The following is a 20,195-nucleotide window of genomic DNA, read 5'->3' as shown; positions in this document are numbered from 1 at the left end:
GCCGGGGATAGGGCCAGTCCTATTATTTTCTCGTCCTCAGGCATCAGAAACGCCATGTGGCTGAAAGATTACCTGCAATCGAGTCATAGCCAGAACGAAACATTTCGCTTTCAACCCCGATGCCCAATTCGACATCAGCGTTGATTTTATAGCTCATACCTGCCTTAACACCCAGAGTGTCACGACCAGTCACCTGATTCCTGGAACTAAACCCTGTGCTTCGATAGTTGGCGAAAGAGGCTTGTTGCACTACGTTGCCATCAAGCAGTTCATGATCCCAGCTGAGCTGCAGCTCAGCTGCGAACGATGCCCCTGAAGCGAGGGGTACATTCCAGTTACCATTCACCCCGATACTTGATCTCAGAGAATCGAAGGTCTGCGAACCCAGCATCAGTCGGCTGCCGTCATTGCCGCTTTCCTTCACGCCGGGACGATGTAATGTGGTGTAATTCAATGACGTTACCGGTCCGGCGTTCACATTATTATTCAGCGCCCATCGATAGCCTCCGCCGGCCGTAACAGAACCTGACAATCCGGTCCAGGTGGCATGGTGGCTTGCTCCGTAAGTTTCTACATTAATGTTTCTGTCCAGCCAGCTGTCTTCAATACCCAATCGGCCAGTGCCGAATAAATACATTCCTTCGGACCTTTCAGCGCCGTAACGAGCATGAACACCCAGATCGAAAGCAGTGGTTTTCCCGGTTGCGGTTTCTGGTGATTTCACCGTCACCGACTGACCGCTGACCGCACCATGAAAGCCATACATCCAGTTGTGATTCTCATCGTTTTGTTTTTCAGCACCGAATACAATGCCATAACTGCTGGCGTCGTACCCTACACTGTCACCCTGACGCTGTTGCCAGAAGCCGCCGCCAAAGGGTATGGCAAAGCTGCGCCATTCGCCTTCCGTCAGTTGCTTCGGCATAACCACAGGATTTGGCCCGCCCACGATCCGCGCTATCTGCTGTTCACGCTGCAGGGAACTTGCGAACATGGCGCTGTAGGCGCCCACAGAAAGTTGCGGCAAGGCATTGCTGATACTCCCGCCATCAGTGGCTGAGAAATCCAGAGTACGGTACAGCGGTTGTATATCCGACTTAGCTTCCGCCACAATTTTATCCAGCGCTTGCCCTACCTGACGCGCATTAGCGTCCTGCGCATACCGGCTGTATGCGTTTGAAGCGCGCAGCATTGAGAGCTGCCAGCCATTCTTTCCCTGTGGCGTTGTTTGCAGCGTTAGCGTGGGTGAACGGAGCATGCTGTTCACCGCACTGAAATTGCCGTCGGAAGCGTCCGTTTTTAGCAAATCTTGCGTATTCAGACGCCAGTTTGTTGCGTACCAGTCCGGCTGCGGCGCAAACGTCAGTTGACCGTCAAATTGTGCGTGACCGTCCACTCGCAGAGTATCATGCCTGCCGCGCCCGTCGACTTCCAACAACAACTGCCCGGTATTCCCCTGTTGATAAGCACCGGATATTTTGATTTGCCCAAGTGAATTACCCGGCGCAAGGATCCCGTTATTTACAAAGCGGCCTTCCTCATTAAGCGTATAGCTGGCGTTGCCGGACAGGCTGGCACCTGGCGCGATAGTCATGCTGTAAATCTGGAAATCGCCATTAAGCGAGGTTTTCCCTCCGTGCGCGTCCAGTGCCAGATTATTGATACCTTCAATGTTTCCGCGGTACGTAAAGCTGAAATCAGCATCGGCAGCTTCCGTCGCTTGCCCGTACGCATTGGCCTTCCGACCGAAGGTAAGCAGCGTTAACCGCTGTTGGCCATAGTCATCCCGCTGGGCGTAGTCCGAATAAATATCACCCTCCAGCCGGGCACCCGTTAATATATTTATATTACCGACCAGCGCGTTCGGTGATATATAAATCGCCGCGCCTTTACCGGCAACCCGTCCGCTGATGTCGGCATTGTCTACCAGCGCTCCCTGCAACTCGGGTAATAACGCATCGTAATAGCCGTCCACGATATGAAGCCAGGATCCACGATAGTCCACCTCGTTACCCAGGAGGTTATTGCCAAAATCAAAACTGATACCGACGCCACTGGCTCCCAGTGCCTGAACGTCGCCACGTTGAATAAGGCTGTGCTGTTTACCGTAGGCAAACATCACTCCACGGCCATTAACGCCATCGGCGTATATCCGTACACCGGGATCGATGCTCAGGGTGTTATTTTGCCCATCTATACGGATGCCCGCGCCGCCAGCCCCTGAAGTCAACAGGTCCGCTTGTTGAAAGATATGGTTATTACTGCCATACACATGCAGGCCTACTCCCAGATTAGCGGTATTGTATTGACCAGCCAGATAGCCATCCGCCTGCTGATTACGCTGAAAATAGCCATTGCGGTTAACGAGCGTTTGCCCGTTGCCATATAGCGAAAAACCGAAAAAGTTACGCCGGTCAATCTGATATCCCATATCCTGCAGCAACGCCAGTTCCGCTTCCATAAACGTGGTGTAATTGCGGTAGTTCTGATGGCTCATCATGCTGTTTTTCAGCTCGATATGGCTCATGTAGTTATCATCGACCGAGCCGTCGTCTGCTAACATTTTCACCGGCACGCCAGGCATGGCGCCTGCAAGGACTTCATCCACATGCCTGCCGGTGAAATAGCCTTTATCAAGCCGTACATCAAAGCCTTGTGGATCCCATCTGTTATTGCATCCATTACACAATATTACTTGCCCTGGCCGGGCAGGATTGCCACGGTCATCGCGCAGATGGCTGGTCCAGGAGCCAAAAGGCACGGTATCAAAAGCAGGCGTGAATGTGCCACTTCCTTGCAGATCGGTAACCATATTGGATATTCCCAGTCCATGTGCCAGCTCATGAACAGCGACGCTGACCAGATCGGCCTTTCCAGTGCGCGGCAATTGCGCGGGCACATAGGGAACGTTATCAAAATCCAGTTTGCCCATGATGAACTGGGCGTGGGAGCCAAAGGTCAGCTCTCCGGTATCAATACCGTTCAATGCGCCTTGCAACTGCGTCAGACTTATAATGCCGTCGGTAACTGAATCGCTGGAACCTGCGGCATTCTCGTCGTTAAACGTCCCCACATTGATAATGGCAGGCAGTTGCCCTGGGCTGGGGGTAATAACCTCAGCCCAGTAACGCATAGCATCGAGTATTTTTTCTTTTTGTTGCTGGCCAAGATCCCAGGTTGACTCAGACGCATTCGGCCAGTCCGGCATAAAGGGGCCGTCGCCAACATTAAAGAAACGCACTTCAAATACCGCAATATTATGTGGGTTATAGACCAGATAGCTTTCTCCTGCATACGGATTATTACTGACAAATAAACCCGTTAATGCAGCCGTCATAAAAACCCTTTTCATATTAACCATCCTTGTGTGAAAAAATAATTCTTACGTCCGTCAATATAAATTCACATCTGAGCTCAATGAATCATAAACAAATATAATAATTATCGATGTGGTTTGATAATTTAGAATAACGAGTGACCTTGCCCTGTGATAGCCTCGTTTTTCAGGATTTTATAAACGGTGGAGCGGGCGATCCCGGATTGAGAAACCGGGTCCCGGTGAACAGGAATATACCGACATATGCAGGGGAAATAACGGATAGGGTATGGTGTCGTGGCATAATCGACATAAGCGCGAGGCTTTACTGTACTTCACGACACCAAAAACTATCAGATCGCTTATCAATCAAAGCCAGCGAGAGCGTTTGAGCCGAAGCCACAGTAATACACAGGCTCCCAGCGTGACAGCGACCGTAGCCGGATAGCCAAAGAGCGTCTTCAGTTCCGGCATATGTTCGAAGTTCATACCATACATGCTAAAGACTACCGTCGGGATCACGAGGATGGCCCCCCAGCCAGCCAGTTTCTTCACGACTTCGTTTTGCTGCACTGAAACCAGTGCCAGGTTAACGTGCATCGCGCTGCTTAGCAGCTCACGCATGTCATTTACATCCGTTACTACATGGCTTGCGTGATCCTGAATATCTCTGAAATACGCCCTGAGGGGTTTTGGAATAAGTTCTTCATGAATGCGGATAAGCTCTGTACAGATTTCTTCTACTGGCTGAGCGGCGTTGCGAAGCCCGAGTAGATTACGGCGGAGGGAATACACGTCCTGAATAGCTTCACGGTCAAATTCACTGTGAAAAAGTGTCGCTTCTATATCACCAATTTTGGTGTTGAGGCGCGCAGTCAGCTCTGCATAACTGTCAACAATAAAATCCAGAATACAGTAAAGAGGATAAGCCGGACCGTACGAAAGCATGTCCGGGGCCTCAGCAGCACGGGCGCGTATAGGTGCATAGCTCACTGAAGCACCATGGCGCACCGTAATAAGGAAGTTTCGGCCCACAAACAAATGCGTTTCGCCAAACTCAATATTGTCGTCCTGTCCACTGACGGTTTTTACAACGATAAATGCCGAGCTGCCATAACGCTCTATTTTAGGCCGCTGATGTGCATTAAGCGCATCCTCAACGGCCAGATCGTGCAGACCGAACTCCTCCTGGACTTTGTACATAAACGCAGGTTCAGGCTGCCAAAGCCCCAGCCAGATAAACGCATCGGTATCCTGGATGACTTCACTGATATCCTCAATATCTACGGTTTCGGCGGGGTGGCCTGAACGGTAGACCATACAGTTAACAATCATTTCCTGACTATCCCTTAAGCATGTGTCTAAGAAGCTTAACCATTTCCGTTAAATTTCCAAATTTTTATGCCGGCAGGTTTTAATATGTTGAATACTCAGAAAGGTCATGTTCACGCGTCGTTCAATCCGGGCACTGACTCTCCAGCCATTGACCGACGACGGGCCATAATTTCTCCGCACATCGCGTACGAAAAAATCCCATATGCCCAATGGACGAAAGACCAAACTCTGCGTGCCGTATCTCGCAGCGTTCTATTTTTGCTTGTTGCACCGGCTCCATCAGCCGCGCAATAGCTTCACGGTTAGCCCAGGGATCGTCATCAAATCCCATTACCAGCACGGGTAGGGTGATCTCACTTGCCCGTTGGCGTGCATTCCAGTGTGGATCATCGTAAAAATATCCAGGCATTGCGCTCCAGCGCCCCCATTGAAGCATGACTGGTGCCGGTAAATCTTCACCCAGCCCCAGGCGCCTGGCAGGCATGTAACCGAAGATACGGCACAGAATCGGAGCCAGAACACGCAATACGCACCAGACACGCACCTTTTCAGTGGTGCGTTTGATGGTGCTCGTCACCCCGGCATGTGAGGCTACAATGACCGCAGCTTGCAGGGCGTGGGTGGCTGTTGAAAGCAGAACGGCATGCCCGCCCACACTGTGTCCTACCGCCAACAGGCTAAGTCCTGGAAAATGTGCTTTAGCCCAGGCGGTTATACATCCGACGTCCTGGTCGATCCAGTCAGACATAGAAACGCGGTAAGTACGGACCAGCCCGGATTTAGAGAGGCCGGTGCCGCGATAATCGTATGTGAGGACGTTGAATCCTCTGTTAAAAAGATATTCTGCGAATCCCTTATAAAACCCCTGTACAACCGCCGTTGCCGGATGAAGGAGCACTATCGCTTTGGCATCGCTTCTTTCCCAAATTGTGGCTGCCAGAAATCCACCTTCATTGACGGGTATTATGACTGAACGCATTCATAGAGCCTTATTTATGTGGTCATACCAGTTATGCCTGAATTAAATCTAGCCTTTACTACCCCATCTGGCGATTTTTTTTTACACCCCAGCGTTTGTCCCTCGCTCAAAGCAGACAATAAACCTCGCCCGTGCGTTTTTAGCGAAACACACTGCCTTATGGGCTCAACGTGAGGAAGGGGACTCGCCGGATAAACGCCCCTTTAAAAAATCCTCTTCTATACTCAGTTACGTTTAGTGAAATATGCCGCCGTTTTTTTCACGTCGCGTTGTTTTAATAGCCATTGCACGCGCGAACAGCAGGGACATATATCCACGAAAACGCCTTAATGTTGGTCCATTTTGCATTTTTTAGAGGGGGATTCCTGGTATGTTGCATTCTCAATCTTCGCGCGTCGGCACTATTTTGCTGCTGTTGGCCGCGGTTATAGGCTTCGCGGTGGCGCTATACGCCTGGTGGACGCCGCTTACCGGCGTCACAGACACCATTGGCGCACTGGGCGTGGCCATTGCCAGCGCGGTGCTGGCGATACTGATCTTTGTGTTACGTGCGGCATCGGGGCGCGGGGCGCGTGTTTTCCTGATTATTGTCACCCTGGTGGTGTTGGCGGGTATTGGTTTTGCCGCCGCGCTGCTGCACCAGTACATCATAACGGCAGCCATGGTGGTCGGCCTGATTGGTCTGATTATGCTGAGCAGCCATTCCGCCCGTTACAACCATTCCGTCAGAACCTGAGGAGCCGCCCGTGCATAACGATAAGCATTATCCCTTCATAAAAGTCAGCATGACGGCGCTGGCGCTGCTGGTCACCCCGTTCGCGCTGCAGGCGCAGGATAAAGCCGCTGAGGCCTCTCAGGGGACCCAGGAATCACTGAATATTGATGCGGCCGATCAGCAGGCGCCTGGAACCACAAAAACCACAGACGATGCCTCAACCGGTAGCGGTGACGGAAAGAAAGCCGCCTCGGCCAGCCAGCCAGCGACGCCGCTGGTGCCCGGCACGCCAACCTGGGACAGCTTCCACGGCCAGCTTAACGCGCAGAAATACAGCCCGCTTACCCAGATCACGGCGGATAACGTCAGTAAATTAACGAAAGTCTGGGAGTTCCATACCGGCGACGTCTCGGATGGTAAAGGTGATACGCCAGCGACCGTGTGGTCCGCAACGCCCATTTTCGCTAACGACACGCTCTACATCGGTACCCCTTTCGATCGCCTGATTGCGCTGGATCCGGGCACGGGTAAAGAGAAGTGGCACTATGACACCAAATCGTCGCGCAAGGCACTGACCCAGCCGGTGCTGAAAAACCGCGGCGTTTCCTACTGGCAGGCCAAAAATCCGGTGAAGGGAGAGGCGTGCCAGAAGATGGTCTATATGGGCACCGTTGACGGCAAGCTCTTTGCGCTGGACGCCGATTCAGGCAAACCGTGCAGCGGCTTTGCGGACAATGGGGTGCTGGATCTGAATCAGTGGAACACCGTTAACGCCAAGTATCCGCTCTCTGTCCTGCAACCGCCAACCGTCGTCGGCAACCATCTGCTGGTGGGTTGGGCCGGGAAAGACTGGGCCTATGCCGAAGCGCCTCCGGGTACCGTATTTTCTGTCAACGCCCAGACCGGCAAGCTTGAATGGACCTTTGAGGCGATACCGGCAGAGATCCGCAAGCGTACCGGTACCGCTAACGTCTGGACGCACATGTCCGCCGATGAGGCCAATGGGCTGGTCTATCTCCCGGTCTCATCGCCGTCTCCCAACTATTGGGGCGGCAACCGCGTCGACGCAATTCCGCTTGGCACCTCCACCACCGCGCTGGACATCAACACCGGTAAAGTGGTCTGGTCCCGTCAGTGGGTACACCACGACGTCTGGGATTACGACATCAACTCTGCCCCGACGCTGATGGATATCACCGTAGACGGCAAGCAGATCCCGGCGCTGGTTCAGGCCACCAAGCAGGGCTTCCTGTTTGTGGTTAACCGCTTGACCGGGGAGGACGTCTGGCCAATCGAAGAGCGTCCGGTTCCGCAGGGTGATGGTTCGGTCCAGGGCGAAGTTCTCTCGCCTACACAACCGTTCCCGACCAAACCTGCGCCGCTGCTCGACCAGTCGAAAAAGCCGGAAATCTGGAAGCTGGCGGATATCGTCGGTGGCGGCCAGTGCTCTCGCCTGTGGGATAACCTGACCTATGAGGGAATGTATACTCCGCCTACCACCAAAGGCGAAGGCACGCTCACCTATCCCGATAGCGCCGGCGGCGTGCAGTGGGGCGGGGTGGCGTTCGATCCGCAAAAACAGATCGCCATCGTCAACACCTCGCATATCGTTCAGTACGTGAAGCTCTACAGCCGTGAGGATTACGATAACGCGGACAAAGACTCCGGCAACGAAAGCGGCTTTGCCCCACAGGAAGGCGCCCCGTACGGTATGCGTCTGCTGGTGGCGAGCAACTGGCTGGGCATGCCGTGCTGGCAACCGCCGTTTGGTGAAATCGTGGCGATAGACATGCACACGGGCGATGTGAAATGGCGTCGTCCGGTTGGCGCCTCACAGCAGTATGGCTTCTTCATGCCGGAAAGCTGGGGTTCGCCTACCATTGGTGGCCCGGCAGTGACGGCGGGTGGCGTGATCTTCATCGGTGCTTCAATGGATGCCAAAGTGCGTGCCTACTCGGTAGAGAGCGGTGAAGAGCTGTGGTCCGATCAGGCAGAAGCTCCAGCGGTAGCGAACCCGTCCGTGTATGAATATAAGGGTCGGCAGTATGTGGCCTTCGTGGCTGGCGGGAACACGATCCTGAAGGATCAGGTAGGCGATCAGGTGGTTGTCTACGCGTTGCCGGAATAATTCATCAGGAAGGTGAAATAAGCGTGGGGCCTGCGGGCCCCACTTTATTTTGCAGTAGTCGTTTCACCGACGCGCTTATTTATCGGCTGATGCGCCAGCACGCGTTGACATCTGCTCGGCGGACTTCAGATGCTGCTCAACGACCGGCGTGTGCTCGTTGGCCAGAGCCTTCACATCCGGATCGTCAATTTTACTGGCGTCGCTCTTAAGCTTCGACAGCACCTTCTCGTGGTCCTTCACGCCAGCATATTCCATATACATTTTGTCAAAAGCGTCACCGCGCTGGTTTTCAAGCCTTGAGTTCAGGGCTTTATGGGCGGCGTCTGGCTCGGTCGGCAGCTCTACGCCCTTTTTCTGGGCAATGGCCTGCACTTTGGTCAGGGCGGCGCCGTGGTCGTCGACCATTTTCTGGGCGAATGTTTTCACTTCACTGGTCTGGGCCTTGTCCAGGGCGAGCCTGGCGGCGGCGACTTCGTTGATATTGGCCTGCGCCATGTCCTTTAACGCTTTCTCGTCGCCGGAGCTGAGTCTGGCGTCCGGTTGAGCCTGGCCCGCAGCGTTAGTTTGCGCGGCGCTTGTCGTCTGGGCTTGTACGCCAACGGTGCTGAACATTGCTGCAACTGCTGATACGGCTAGCAGCCTTTTCAGGGTTTTACTCGTGTGCATATTGTTCTCCTGATGGTCATGGTACAGGTAAGTTTCGGTTACCTAACGCGCAACCGGGCAGATAAATGCTAACTGCACAGGTCAGTATAGTAGATGAACCTGCTGTAATCGCAGGTTGCGTCAGAGAGGGCAGGTAATAATGCTCAATAAGGCGACGCTTATCACTCAGTCTCTCTACGACATTGGCACGGATCATTCCCATATTTGATGCTAATGTTAAATAGATAGATTTATTAACAGGAGGAATGATATGAAAAAAGCACTATTAGGGAGTGTATTGGCTTTAACAGTTGCAAGCTTTGGCGCATCTGCGGCAGATATGATTTCCAAAGATGAAGCGCACCACTTCAAACTTGAATACCTGGGCAATGTATCTGTAGGGGCTTCAGGTGGACAAATTTCTTCACCTTCAGATCTTCATCAAAAACTCTCGAAACTGGCAGATGAGAAGGGCGGGAAATACTATGTCATCATCGCCGCTCGAGAGCATGGCCCTAACTTCCAGGCCGTAGCAGAAGTCTTCAAATAATCTTTCCGAATAACGCAGAAACCCGCTCATGGCGGGTTTTTTGCTTATAGGGAGCAAAAAAAATGCCCCTGGTGCGGGGCGAGTTTGAGTCAAATCTTTTCTTATGTTTATGTGCTCTAAGGCGTTGGCACAATAACAGCTTATTCAAATAATGCAATCTAAATGCATATTTAAATGCAATGGCCCCATCTGCCCCTCATCTCAAGGTGAAGGCAGCATACGTAACGCAGATAGTCTACGCTTTACATAGGGTTATGGTTAAAACCAGTTAGATACTGGAAACAGTAAACGGCCGCAAGAGGTAAATATGAAAGTTGACGCAATGACGCAAAAGGCAGAGGAAGAAATTTCAGCGCTTATAGCCAAAAAAATTGCAGAATTACGAAAAAAAACAGGGCAGGAAGTATCTGAAATTGAGTTTATCGCTCGTGAGGCCATGACAGGTCTGGAGGGGTATGAAGTAAAAATCAAACTCCTGTAAGCGTTTCTTCCTGAAATGGTCGCTCAATTCTTGCCGCAAAAGAGAACCGGGCGTGGTGCCCGGTTGTTTTATGGATAATCGACGTCTTTATGAGCGAATAAACGTCAGGATATCGGCATTTATGGTATCTGCATGCGTGGTATGCATCCCATGCGGGAAGCCTGGATAGATTTTAAGCTCGCTGTTTGCGAGCAGCTTATCCTGAAGAAGGGAGGCATTTTTATACGGGACGACCTGATCGTCATCACCCTGCAACACCAGGACGGGAACCGTGATGGCTTTGAGATCGTCCGTCTGGTCGGTTTCTGAAAATGCCTTAATGCCATCATAGTGGGCTTTGGCGCTACCGATCATACCCTGACGCCACCAGTTCTGGATTGTTCCCTGCGAAACCTCTGCTCCGTCTCGGTTAAATCCATAGAAAGGACCGCTGGCGACGTCGAGGTAAAACTGGGCGCGGTTAGCGGCCAGCGCCTGGCGGAAGCCGTCGAACACCTCAATGGGCGTACCGCCGGGGTTCGTGTCTGATTTTACCATCAGCGGAGGAACGGCGCTGACCAGTACCGCTTTGGCCACCCGCCCCTGAGGCTGGCCGTACTTCGCAACGTATCTGGCGACCTGGCCTCCGCCGGTGGAGTGGCCGACGTGCACGGCATTACGCAAATCAAGGCTTTCGACCACGGCTGATGCGTCGGAGGCATAATGATCCATATCATGACCTTCACTCACCTGATCGGAACGACCATGACCACGACGGTCGAGGGCGATGACGCGGAAACCTTCTGCAAGGAAAAAGAGCATCTGGTTATCCCAGTCATCGGCGCTCAGCGGCCAGCCGTGATGGAAAACGATCGGCTGCGCATCCTTCGGACCCCAGTCTTTGTAATAAATACTGACACCATCTTTCGTTGTTACGAATGCCATATTTCAGACTCCTCTGCTAATGGCAACATGTGTGAAGGCTAAGTAAATAGCCCAGCATTTAGGGATGTAATAAAACTGACTTATATTAATCTTATTACTGATATATCCGCTTAAAGTGTAGAAGGGTTCCTGAAAACAGTTATAGATTAATTTTGTATGGTCATTATTTATTTTTAAACGAAATATCCCCTAAACCAGCCGGGGCACTGTGTTATTTTTCTCGCGTGGTGAATCCCCCTGTGCGGAGGGGCTAAACAGCACGTGTAGCTTAGGCAATCAGTAGCGGGTCAAGGTGGCTGACCAACGACTCACCGGGAGGCACCCGGCACCACACATACGTTAAAGCTTGTATCTCGCTAAATTTATTAGGGATGGTGTATGAAGTTGGGCTTTTTGGCTGGAGCAGTGCTGGCAACCTGGTTGTCTTTAACCTACCCGACGCAAATGAGAGCTGTTTTTGAACAACTGGTTACGATAGTGCAGCAAATCACGCAGCCTTCAGCAGAGCCTCATTCTGATATGGTCACACCGGAACAGTCATATCCTTGATTGTTATATTTACGATGAACGTTAGCCATCTTAATAGTTAACCTGTGCTTATTTTTCTGATGGGCTTATTATTGGCCGGGCAGAGGTTACCGCCACCCGGCCTGACGGTCTTAAACGATCGCGTTAGGGCACGCTTCGCCCTTTTCAAGCTGCTGTAAATTCCCCAGCGTGGTTTCCGAAATACTGATCAGCGCTTCGGCGGTCAGAAACGCCTGGTGGCCGGTGAACAACACGTTGTGGCAGGCCGACAGGCGACGGAACACGTCGTCCTGAATCACGTCGTTAGATTTATCCTCAAAGAACAGATCGCGTTCGTTCTCATACACGTCCATACCCAACGCGCCGATTTTTTGCGTTTTCAACGCTTCGATAGCGGCCTGAGAGTCGATCAGTCCGCCGCGGCTGGTATTGATGATCATCACGCCGTCTTTCATCTGGTCGAACGCCGACTGGTTAAGCAGGTGATAGTTTTCCGGGGTCAACGGACAGTGCAGGGAGATAACATCAGACTGCGAGAAGAGCGTTTTCAGATCGACATACTCCACGCCCAGCTCCAGCGCAGCGGCGCTTGGGTACGGATCAAACGCCAGCAGGCGCATGCCAAATCCTTTCAGGATGCGTAGGGCGGCCACACCAATTTTGCCGGTACCGATCACGCCTGCGGTTTTACCGTACATGGTAAAGCCGGTCAGCCCTTCCAGAGAGAAGTTGGCATCACGGGTACGCTGATAGGCACGGTGAATACGACGGTTGAGCGACATCATCATCCCGACCGCATGTTCTGCCACGGCTTCCGGAGAATAGGCCGGAACGCGAACAACCTTCAGACCCAGCTCTTTGGCGGCATCGAGATCGACGTTGTTAAAGCCCGCGCAGCGCAGGGCAATGTATTTCACGCCCTGTTTTTTCAACTCTTCCAGTACCGGTCGGCTACCGTCATCGTTAACGAAGATACACACGCCTTCGCAGCCGTGGGCGGTTTTAGCCGTCTTTTCAGTCAGCAGAAAGTCGAAAAATTCAAGATCGAAACTGTACGTCTCGTTAACATGTTGCAGATACTTTTTGTCGTACTGCTTTGTGCTATATACCGCGAGTTTCATAAGACTTTCTCCAGTGATTTTGGAACCACGTTAGCATGTTTAAAATTATCTTACAATTTTTCAAAATTCATTGAAATCAATAAGTTCTATGAATTATTGTAGAGCATCTACTCTTAAAAATGGCATTACCTTCAACTGACTGGCTAAACATGCGACAATGAGCGGCAAGAACGGCTTATTTATTTCGCAAAATCAGGATATTAACTGCCCATGAAGGGTAAATACAAAGCCGCAATCGCGCTATTACTGCTGCTGTTAATCGTGCCGCTGACGCTGCTGATGACGCTCGCCCAGTGGGTGCCCACGCTCGCCGGGATCTGGCTTCCCGTTGGAACACGCATCGCGTTTGAAAAAAGCCCACGGCTCACGCGCCACGCCCTGATCATCCCCGATCTCCGTTATCTGGTAGAAGAGTGCGAAATTGCCCGCGTGGAAAACGTGACCCTGTCACACCCCAGCCGCTGGGATCTGGATATTGGCGCACTTGAACTTAACTCTGTCTGCCTGAGCAAATTACCGCAATCGGCGCCGTCTACGGTGGCGCCGAAAACGCTGGCGCAGTGGCAGGCCATCCTGCCCAACACCTGGCTGACCATCCACCGTTTTACCCTTTCTCCCTGGCAGCAGTGGGAGGGTGAGCTGCATGCCTCACTCACGCCAGCCCGCCAGGACATCACCTATAAAGGCGAGCAGGTGAGCATTAAGGGGCAGTTGCGCGGCCAGACGCTCTCCATCAGCCAGTTCGATGTGCAGCTGCCGGACCAGTCGCAGCCCGTGAAGCTGGTCGGTGAATTTACCCTGCCGCTGGTGCCGGACGGCGTACCGGTGAAAGGGCATACGGTCGCGACCTTTAACGTGCCACAGTTATCCTCGCTGGTCGATGCCGATCTGGACTGGGAGGATAATCAGGGCCAGCTGGTGGTTATGGCGCGGGACAACCCCGATCCGCTGCTCGATTTACCGTGGCAGATCACCGCTCAGCAGTTGACCATCAGCGACGGGCGCTGGAACTGGTCAGCCTCCGGTATGCCGATGAGCGGTCGCATCGGCCTGAAGGTGGATAACTGGCAGCAGGGGCTGGAGAAAGCCACCTTCACGGGGCGGCTCAACGTGCTGACCCAGGGGGACGCGGGTAAGGGCAACGCGGTGCTGAATATCGGTCCCGGCTCGCTCAGTATGGAAAACAGCGCTATGCCGCTGCACCTGAGCGGGGAAGCCAAGCAAAACGATCTGATCCTGTATGCCAGACTCCCGGCGAAGCTGACCGGCAGCCTTTACGATCCGCAGCTTACGTTTGAACCCGGCGCACTATTGCGCTCGCGCGGACGCATCATTGACTCGCTGGATATCGATGAGATCCGCTGGCCGCTGGCGGGCGTGAAGCTCACGCAAAAGGGCGTGGACGGCCGCCTGCAAGCCATTCTGCGGGCGCATGAAAACGAGATGGGCAATTTTGAGCTGCATCTGGACGGCCAGGCTAACGACTTTTTACCGGACAACGGTTTGTGGCAGTGGCGCTACTGGGGTAAAGGGAACTTCACGCCGATGAACGCGCGCTGGGATGTCCGGGGAACCGGGGAGTGGCGCGACAACGTTATCGAACTGACCGATCTTTCCACGGGGTTCGACAAATTGCAGTACGGCACGATGCTGGTCAGCAAACCGCGCCTGGTGCTGGATCACCCGGTGCGCTGGTCGCGGGACCCGGATAACCCCACCTTTAGCGGTGCGCTCGCGCTCAATGCCGGCCAAACGCGCTTTTCAGGCGGAAGCGTGCTGCCGCCGTCCGTTTTGACCTTCAGCGTTGACGGGACAGACCCGACGGTGTTCCAGTTTAAAGGGAACCTTCATGCGGATGACATCGGCCCGGTCCAGGTGAATGGACGCTGGGACGGCGAACGCCTCCGCGGTCAGGCCTGGTGGCCAAAACAGTCTCTTACAGTGTTCCAGCCGCTGATCCCGCCAGACTGGAAAATGACCCTGCGTGGCGGCGAAATGTACGCGCAGGTGGCTTTCTCGGCGGCCCCCGACCAGGGGTTTGAGGCCGGGGGGCACGGCGTGCTGAAAGCGGGCAGCGCGTGGATGCCGGATAACGAAATCAACGGCGTTGATTTTGTTCTGCCGTTCCGCTTAAGCCAGGGCACCTGGTCACTGGGTACGCGCGGACCGGTAACGTTACGAATTGACGAGGTGAAAAACCTGGTCACAGCCCGAAATATCACCGCGGATCTTCAGGGCGATTATCCCTGGACCGAAGCGAACCCGCTCCTGCTCACCAACGTGAAGGTGGAAGCGCTCGGCGGGAAAATCACCATGCAGCAGTTGAGAATGCCGCAGCACGATCCGGCTTTACTGCGCGTGGATAATATTTCCTCCAGCGAACTGATAAGCGCGGTAAATCCGAAGCAGTTTGCCATGTCCGGCCCGGTGAGCGGCGCGCTGCCGTTCTGGCTGGACAATGAGAAATGGATCATTAAAGATGGCTGGCTGACCAACCCGGGGCCGATGACGCTGCGCATCGACCAGGACACGGCGGATGCCATTGTGAAAGACAACGTGGTTGCCGGGGCGGCGATCAACTGGCTCCGCTATATGGAAATTTCGCAGTCGTGGACAAAACTCAATGTGGATAATCTGGGTGTGTTAACCATGCAGGCGGCCATTAAAGGCACCAGCCGCGTCGAGGGCAAAAGCAGCTTCGTTAACCTGAATTACACCCATGAAGAGAACATTTTTACCCTCTGGCGCAGCCTGCGCTTTGGGGACAATCTGCAAACATGGTTTGAGCAACATGCGGCGATACCCCTTCTCCGCGGTTCGACAGGCAAGGAAAGTGAGGAACAACAATGAAAAAGAGGGCTGGTGTACTCACCGTGGCCGTCGTCGCGCTGCTGTCAGGCTGCACGCCGCGCATTGAAGTGGCGGCGCCCAAAGAGCCGATCACCATCAACATGAACGTGAAAATCGAGCATGAAATCCATATCAAGGTGGATAAAGACGTCGAAGCCCTGCTGAAATCCCGCAGCGATCTGTTCTGAGGATGCCATGAAACGATTAGCTCTGATGTTACTGGCGCTGGGGATGAACGTTCACGCCGCCACGCTTACGCTCAACGATGCGCGCACCCAGGGGCGCGTAGGGGAAACCCTGAGCGGCTATCTTGCGCCCGTTCAGCACGACGCTGAAACCCTGGCGCTGGTGAACCGTATCAACGCCGCACGCACGGAAAGTTACCAGCAGCTTGCTGACAGCAATAATTTGCCCGTCGACGAGGTGGCGAAAATGGCGGGGCAAAAGCTGGTGGCCCGCGCGCAGCCGGGTGAGTACGTGAAGGGGATTAACGGCAAATGGCTGAAAAAGTAACTAGCGGTAACGCTTACGGTATTCGCCCGGCGAAACCCCGAAACGCTGCTTAAAGGCGGTGGAAAAATGGCTATGGTCGGTAAAGCCCCAGCTGTAGCCAATGCCCGCCAGCTTTTCGTCATCGCCGATGGAACGCAGCGCCTGAGCGCATAAATCGAGGCGACGGTTCTTGATATACTGCGCTACCACCAGCCCTTTCCCGGCAAACATGCGGTACAAGCTACGCACGGACATGCCGCTCTCTGAGGCTATCCACTCCGGTCTTAACGCCTCCGACTGAATATGATCGTCAATCAGGGACAGAACGTGCCGGAACTGACGCTCCTTGCGCGGCAGCACCTCGTCATGCTGCTGGAAGGCCGGACGCAGCAGACACACCATCGCCTCCAGCGCCGCTTCGCTTTCACTGGCGCTGAGATCGGCATTGCCCATGCTCTCCTGTAACAGTCGGTAGCTCAGCTGTACGGTAGGCAGACTGCGGGATAGGGGCAACGCGCACCTCACTTCCTGAAAACGCGCGTGTTGCTCAATGATTTGTCGCGGGAGCAGCAGCGAAATCTGGCGGGAACGCTCCTGCCAGTAAATGGAGCACGGGCGGGAGGCATCAATCAGCGTGATATCCCCGGCTTTCAGCAGCGCGCGCTGGTCGTCCTGTTCGATTCCGGCGCTGCCTTCCAGCTGAAACACGGTGTAGAACCAGGCATCGTTGCCGTTTTTGATCTCCTGACGGGTGCGAAACAGGTTAACGCCTGCGGCGGTCACCGTGCTCAGCTTCAGACTTTGGGTATAGCTGGTTTCCAGTTCGCCGAGAAACGCCCCCTCTAACGGACGTGCCGCAAAGCGCCCACAAACCTGGTTAATTTGCGCCAGCCACTGCTGAAAATTGTCCTGTTCGCTTGCACATGCCATTGATGTTCTCGCTGCACCGTCACTGTTTTCGCATTGTTGCATTTATGTTGCATATTGTCAGGGCTACGAGGCTGACTATAGGAAAGAACACTCAACGGTTACAGCGATATAAGCGGGAATTATCACGATTTGCGGAGCCTGTCACAGCTGGCAAAGCGAATGTCACACAGACAAAAGCAGGAATGCGAATCCCCTCTTAGACTGCATACACACCCTGCGAAGCATAACGAAGGAGTATCCTATGTCCGAATCACACGTCGCCGTCCTGCCTGGCGTGCAGCAGTTTTTAGATCGCCAGCACGGCCTGTGGATCGAAGGGCGTCAGGCGGCATCCGATAGCGAAAAGCGTCTGAACGTCTACAACCCGGCGACCGGAGAGGTCATTGCCTCCACCGCCGATGCCAGCGTTGATGATGTCGATCGTGCGGTGATGTCTGGCTGGCGCGCCTTTGTCGCCCGAAGCTGGGCCGGGCGGCTTCCGGCAGAGCGGGAACGCATCCTGCTGCGGTTTGCGGATCTGGTGGAACAGCATGGCGAAGAGCTGGCACAGCTCGAAACCCTGGAGCAGGGGAAATCGATTAACATTTCCCGCGCCTTCGAGGTGGGCTGTACCCTGAACTGGATGCGCTACACGGCAGGGCTGACCACCAAAATTGCCGGTAAAACCCTCGATCTCTCGATTCCACTGCCGCAGGGCGCGCGTTATCAGGCGTGGACGCGTAAAGAGCCGGTTGGGGTCGTGGCGGGGATTGTGCCGTGGAACTTCCCGCTGATGATTGGCATGTGGAAAGTGATGCCCGCGCTGGCGGCAGGTTGCTCCATCGTGATCAAACCCTCGGAAACCACGCCGCTCACCCTGTTACGGGTGGCGGAACTGGCGAGCGAGGCGGGGATCCCGGATGGCGTTTTCAACGTGGTGACCGGCAGTGGCGCCGTCTGTGGCGCGGCACTGACCTCGCACCCGCGCATTGCCAAAGTGAGCTTTACCGGATCGACGGCGACGGGCAAGCAGATTGCCCGCGCGGCGGCGGATACGCTGACGGGCGTGACGCTGGAACTGGGCGGCAAAAACCCGGCCATCGTGCTGAAAGATGCCGATCCGGCGTGGGTGATTGAAGGGCTGATGACCGGCAGCTTCCTGAATCAGGGGCAGGTCTGCGCGGCCAGTTCACGTATATATATTGAAGCTCCGCTGTTCGACACGCTGGTCAGCGGCTTTGAACAGGCCGTGAAATCCCTGAGCGTCGGGCCGGGCATGTCGCCGGATGCGTTTATCAACCCGCTGGTGTCGCGCGCCCACTGCGATAAGGTCCAGGCGTTTCTGGATGAGGCGAAGGCGCACAATGCGGAGCTGATCGCCGGGAACCGGGGGCCAGACGGCAAAGGCTATTACGTTTCGCCAACGCTGGTGGTCAACCCGGATAATCATCTGCGACTGACGCGTGAAGAGGTCTTCGGGCCGGTGGTGAATCTGGTCCGTGTAGCGGACGGGGAAGAGGCGCTTCAGCTGGCGAACGACACTGAATACGGCTTAACGGCCAGCGTCTGGACGCAGAACATCAGTAAAGCGCTGGAGTACACCGACAGGCTACAGGCCGGAACCGTGTGGGTGAACAGCCACACGCTGATAGATGCCAACCTGCCTTTCGGCGGCATGAAGCAGTCTGGCACCGGGCGCGATTTCGGCCCCGACTGGCTGGATGGCTGGTGTGAAACCAAGTCGGTGTGTGTGCGGTATTAAAAAAACACCGGGTGGCGGCTACGCCTTACCCGGCCTACGGGATCGAGGAAAAAGGTTGGTTTTGTAGGCAGGGTAAGCGCAGCGCCACCCGGCGTAACTTACAGCGACCACCGATTCCGCCCGGCCTCCTTCGCCCTGTACAGCGCCGCATCGGCGCGGGCGATGATTTCCGCCCCGACTGCCTGGACGGCTGGTGTGAAACAAAGTCGGTGTGTGTGCGGTATTAAAAAAACGCCGGGTGGCGGCTACGCCTTACCCGGCCTACGGGATCGAGGAAAAGGTTGGTTTTGTAGGCCGGGTAAGCGCAGCGCCACCCGGCGTAACTTACAGCGACCACCGATTCCGCCCGGACTCCTTCGCCCGATACAACGCCGCATCGGCGCGGGCGATGATTTCCGGGCCGGCCAGTCCTGGGGTATAGCCGGCAATGCCCATACTCACCGTCACACATTCACTCACCTTCGACGCGCTGTGCGCAATGGCTGCGGTGCGCAGGCCAGCCTGGATCCGCGCGGCGACTTTCTCAGCAACGCTTTCTTCACAGTCAAAGAGGATCACGACGAACTCCTCACCACCGTAGCGCGAAACCACATCCTCTGGCGTGCGCACCGAGGTGTTCAGCACCTCCGCGACCCGCGCGAGACACGCGTCTCCCGCCTGGTGACCATAGGTGTCGTTATACAGTTTGAAGTAGTCGACATCCAGCATCAGTACCGTGAAGCGTTTGCCTTGCTCCACCGCGTTTTCCAGCACCAGCTCCATCGCCCTGCGGTTGGCCGTTTTCGTCAGCGGATCCTGATGGGCCAGCGCATCCAGCCGCGAAATTAAACGCTGATTCTGCTGGTTGCGACGCCAGGCCTCTTCAAACCAGCTTAAGAGGATGTAGCGTCCGCAAACGAGAATGAACGTGAACACCACCCACAGCCCGGCAAAGCGAAGGTTCATCTCCTGATTCAGCAGCATGCTGGCAACGGGCATGGTGATCCACAGCGGCGCGATAAAGCACACCAGCCCCACCGGATGAAAATAGAGCGCGGTCATACCGGCCATCAGCAGGGTAACGAATATCGGCCAGGGATGAGGAAGCTGTATCACGTTGATAAACCAGTAACAACTTATCGACCATAGCAGGCTACACATTAACAGCACGGCGCTGACGCCGCGGATGTGGCGCCAGGCCATTATTACCAGCGCCACGGAAAGGATGACTACCCCCAGCATGGAAGCGTCAATCATTTGTGTGAGAGGTGGGCTGACGTGTAAGAGGGTATCAATTTGGCCGAACAGGGAATTGCGCAGCAGGATCATTAGCGCAAAGCTCGCGTTGACGAAGGCGAGCCACGGCAGGTTCATGGCCAGCCCGTGGACAACCATGGCGTTACGGGTCGGCCAGGTCGCGGGCTCCGGAGTGGCGTTGTGTCTTTTTTCCATGAGAGAGAATGTCCCTGTGGCGGGCGGAA

At 54.6% G+C, this 20,195-nt stretch carries 16 protein-coding genes; 8 read left to right on the top strand and 8 right to left on the bottom strand.

Annotation, left to right across the window (positions count from 1 at the left end):
- Nucleotides 1–43: 43 nt before the first annotated feature.
- The 3 genes from ACOTZP_RS02455 to ACOTZP_RS02445 all read right to left on the bottom strand — a co-directional run bounded on the left by ACOTZP_RS02455 (nt 44) and on the right by ACOTZP_RS02445 (nt 5,630).
- Nucleotides 44–3,352 carry an autotransporter outer membrane beta-barrel domain-containing protein gene (locus ACOTZP_RS02455; protein ID WP_250116500.1) on the bottom strand — a complete coding sequence of 1,103 codons (3,309 nt, stop codon included), beginning with the start codon at nt 3,350–3,352 and terminating at the stop codon, nt 44–46.
- A gap of 333 nt (nt 3,353–3,685) precedes the next feature.
- On the bottom strand, nt 3,686–4,651 hold the full coding sequence (locus ACOTZP_RS02450; protein WP_022648001.1) for a magnesium and cobalt transport protein CorA: 966 nt from the start codon (nt 4,649–4,651) through the stop codon (nt 3,686–3,688).
- A gap of 121 nt (nt 4,652–4,772) precedes the next feature.
- The gene (locus tag ACOTZP_RS02445) at nt 4,773–5,630 is read right to left on the bottom strand and encodes an alpha/beta fold hydrolase (RefSeq protein ID WP_038415997.1); all 858 of its coding nucleotides are present in this window, start codon (nt 5,628–5,630) and stop codon (nt 4,773–4,775) included.
- 370 nt (nt 5,631–6,000) lie between these two features.
- Between ACOTZP_RS02445 and ACOTZP_RS02440 the strand changes: the two genes are divergently transcribed.
- On the top strand, nt 6,001–6,366 hold the full coding sequence (locus tag ACOTZP_RS02440) for a hypothetical protein (protein WP_045621686.1): 366 nt from the start codon (nt 6,001–6,003) through the stop codon (nt 6,364–6,366).
- Between the two features lie 10 nt (nt 6,367–6,376).
- Nucleotides 6,377–8,473 carry a pyrroloquinoline quinone-dependent dehydrogenase gene (locus ACOTZP_RS02435; RefSeq protein ID WP_063853678.1) on the top strand — a complete coding sequence of 699 codons (2,097 nt, stop codon included), beginning with the start codon at nt 6,377–6,379 and terminating at the stop codon, nt 8,471–8,473.
- Between the two features lie 75 nt (nt 8,474–8,548).
- On the opposite strand, the gene ACOTZP_RS02430 is transcribed toward ACOTZP_RS02435, so the two are convergent.
- The gene (locus ACOTZP_RS02430; protein WP_421633604.1) at nt 8,549–9,139 is read right to left on the bottom strand and encodes a DUF4142 domain-containing protein; all 591 of its coding nucleotides are present in this window, start codon (nt 9,137–9,139) and stop codon (nt 8,549–8,551) included.
- Nucleotides 9,140–9,389: 250 nt separating this feature from the next.
- On the opposite strand from ACOTZP_RS02430, the gene ACOTZP_RS02425 reads away from it, so the two are divergent.
- On the top strand, nt 9,390–9,668 hold the full coding sequence (locus ACOTZP_RS02425) for a DUF1471 domain-containing protein (RefSeq protein WP_003857380.1): 279 nt from the start codon (nt 9,390–9,392) through the stop codon (nt 9,666–9,668).
- A gap of 307 nt (nt 9,669–9,975) precedes the next feature.
- Nucleotides 9,976–10,149, top strand: coding sequence for a GnsA/GnsB family addiction module toxin (locus ACOTZP_RS02420; protein ID WP_022648006.1), 174 nt, complete (start codon nt 9,976–9,978; stop codon nt 10,147–10,149).
- Between the two features lie 87 nt (nt 10,150–10,236).
- Here the strand turns inward: ACOTZP_RS02420 and ACOTZP_RS02415 are convergent, their stop codons facing one another.
- Nucleotides 10,237–11,073, bottom strand: coding sequence for an alpha/beta fold hydrolase (locus tag ACOTZP_RS02415; RefSeq protein ID WP_022648007.1), 837 nt, complete (start codon nt 11,071–11,073; stop codon nt 10,237–10,239).
- A 659-nt stretch (nt 11,074–11,732) separates the two neighbouring features.
- The gene (locus ACOTZP_RS02410) at nt 11,733–12,722 is read right to left on the bottom strand and encodes a 2-hydroxyacid dehydrogenase (protein ID WP_421633603.1); all 990 of its coding nucleotides are present in this window, start codon (nt 12,720–12,722) and stop codon (nt 11,733–11,735) included.
- A gap of 210 nt (nt 12,723–12,932) precedes the next feature.
- Between ACOTZP_RS02410 and ACOTZP_RS02405 the strand changes: the two genes are divergently transcribed.
- From ACOTZP_RS02405 to ACOTZP_RS02395, 3 genes are read left to right on the top strand one after another with little or no spacing between them, the layout of a single operon-like run.
- The gene (locus ACOTZP_RS02405) at nt 12,933–15,572 is read left to right on the top strand and encodes a YdbH family protein (protein ID WP_271074779.1); all 2,640 of its coding nucleotides are present in this window, start codon (nt 12,933–12,935) and stop codon (nt 15,570–15,572) included.
- Nucleotides 15,569–15,760 (top strand): YnbE family lipoprotein, encoded by a 192-nt coding sequence (locus ACOTZP_RS02400; RefSeq protein ID WP_003857369.1) that lies wholly within the window; start codon nt 15,569–15,571, stop codon nt 15,758–15,760. Before ACOTZP_RS02405 ends, ACOTZP_RS02400 begins: the two co-directional genes overlap by 4 nt.
- 7 nt (nt 15,761–15,767) lie before the next feature.
- On the top strand, nt 15,768–16,085 hold the full coding sequence (locus ACOTZP_RS02395; RefSeq protein ID WP_022648010.1) for a YdbL family protein: 318 nt from the start codon (nt 15,768–15,770) through the stop codon (nt 16,083–16,085).
- Here ACOTZP_RS02395 and feaR read toward each other — a convergent pair whose 3' ends face one another.
- Nucleotides 16,086–16,994: a transcriptional regulator FeaR gene (gene feaR, locus ACOTZP_RS02390; protein WP_023300024.1), complete on the bottom strand. Its 909-nt coding sequence runs from the start codon at nt 16,992–16,994 to the stop codon at nt 16,086–16,088.
- 241 nt (nt 16,995–17,235) lie between these two features.
- Between feaR and ACOTZP_RS02385 the strand changes: the two genes are divergently transcribed.
- Nucleotides 17,236–18,735: an aldehyde dehydrogenase family protein gene (locus tag ACOTZP_RS02385; RefSeq protein ID WP_022648012.1), complete on the top strand. Its 1,500-nt coding sequence runs from the start codon at nt 17,236–17,238 to the stop codon at nt 18,733–18,735.
- Between the two features lie 324 nt (nt 18,736–19,059).
- On the opposite strand, the gene ACOTZP_RS02380 is transcribed toward ACOTZP_RS02385, so the two are convergent.
- The gene (locus tag ACOTZP_RS02380) at nt 19,060–20,166 is read right to left on the bottom strand and encodes a GGDEF domain-containing protein (protein ID WP_421633602.1); all 1,107 of its coding nucleotides are present in this window, start codon (nt 20,164–20,166) and stop codon (nt 19,060–19,062) included.
- Nucleotides 20,167–20,195 lie beyond the last annotated feature (29 nt).

The organism is Enterobacter cloacae complex sp. SYL001 (genome assembly GCF_049237025.1).
GTDB classification, from domain to species: domain Bacteria; phylum Pseudomonadota; class Gammaproteobacteria; order Enterobacterales; family Enterobacteriaceae; genus Enterobacter; species Enterobacter intestinihominis.
This window is presented reverse-complemented; position numbering and strand designations above follow the sequence as displayed.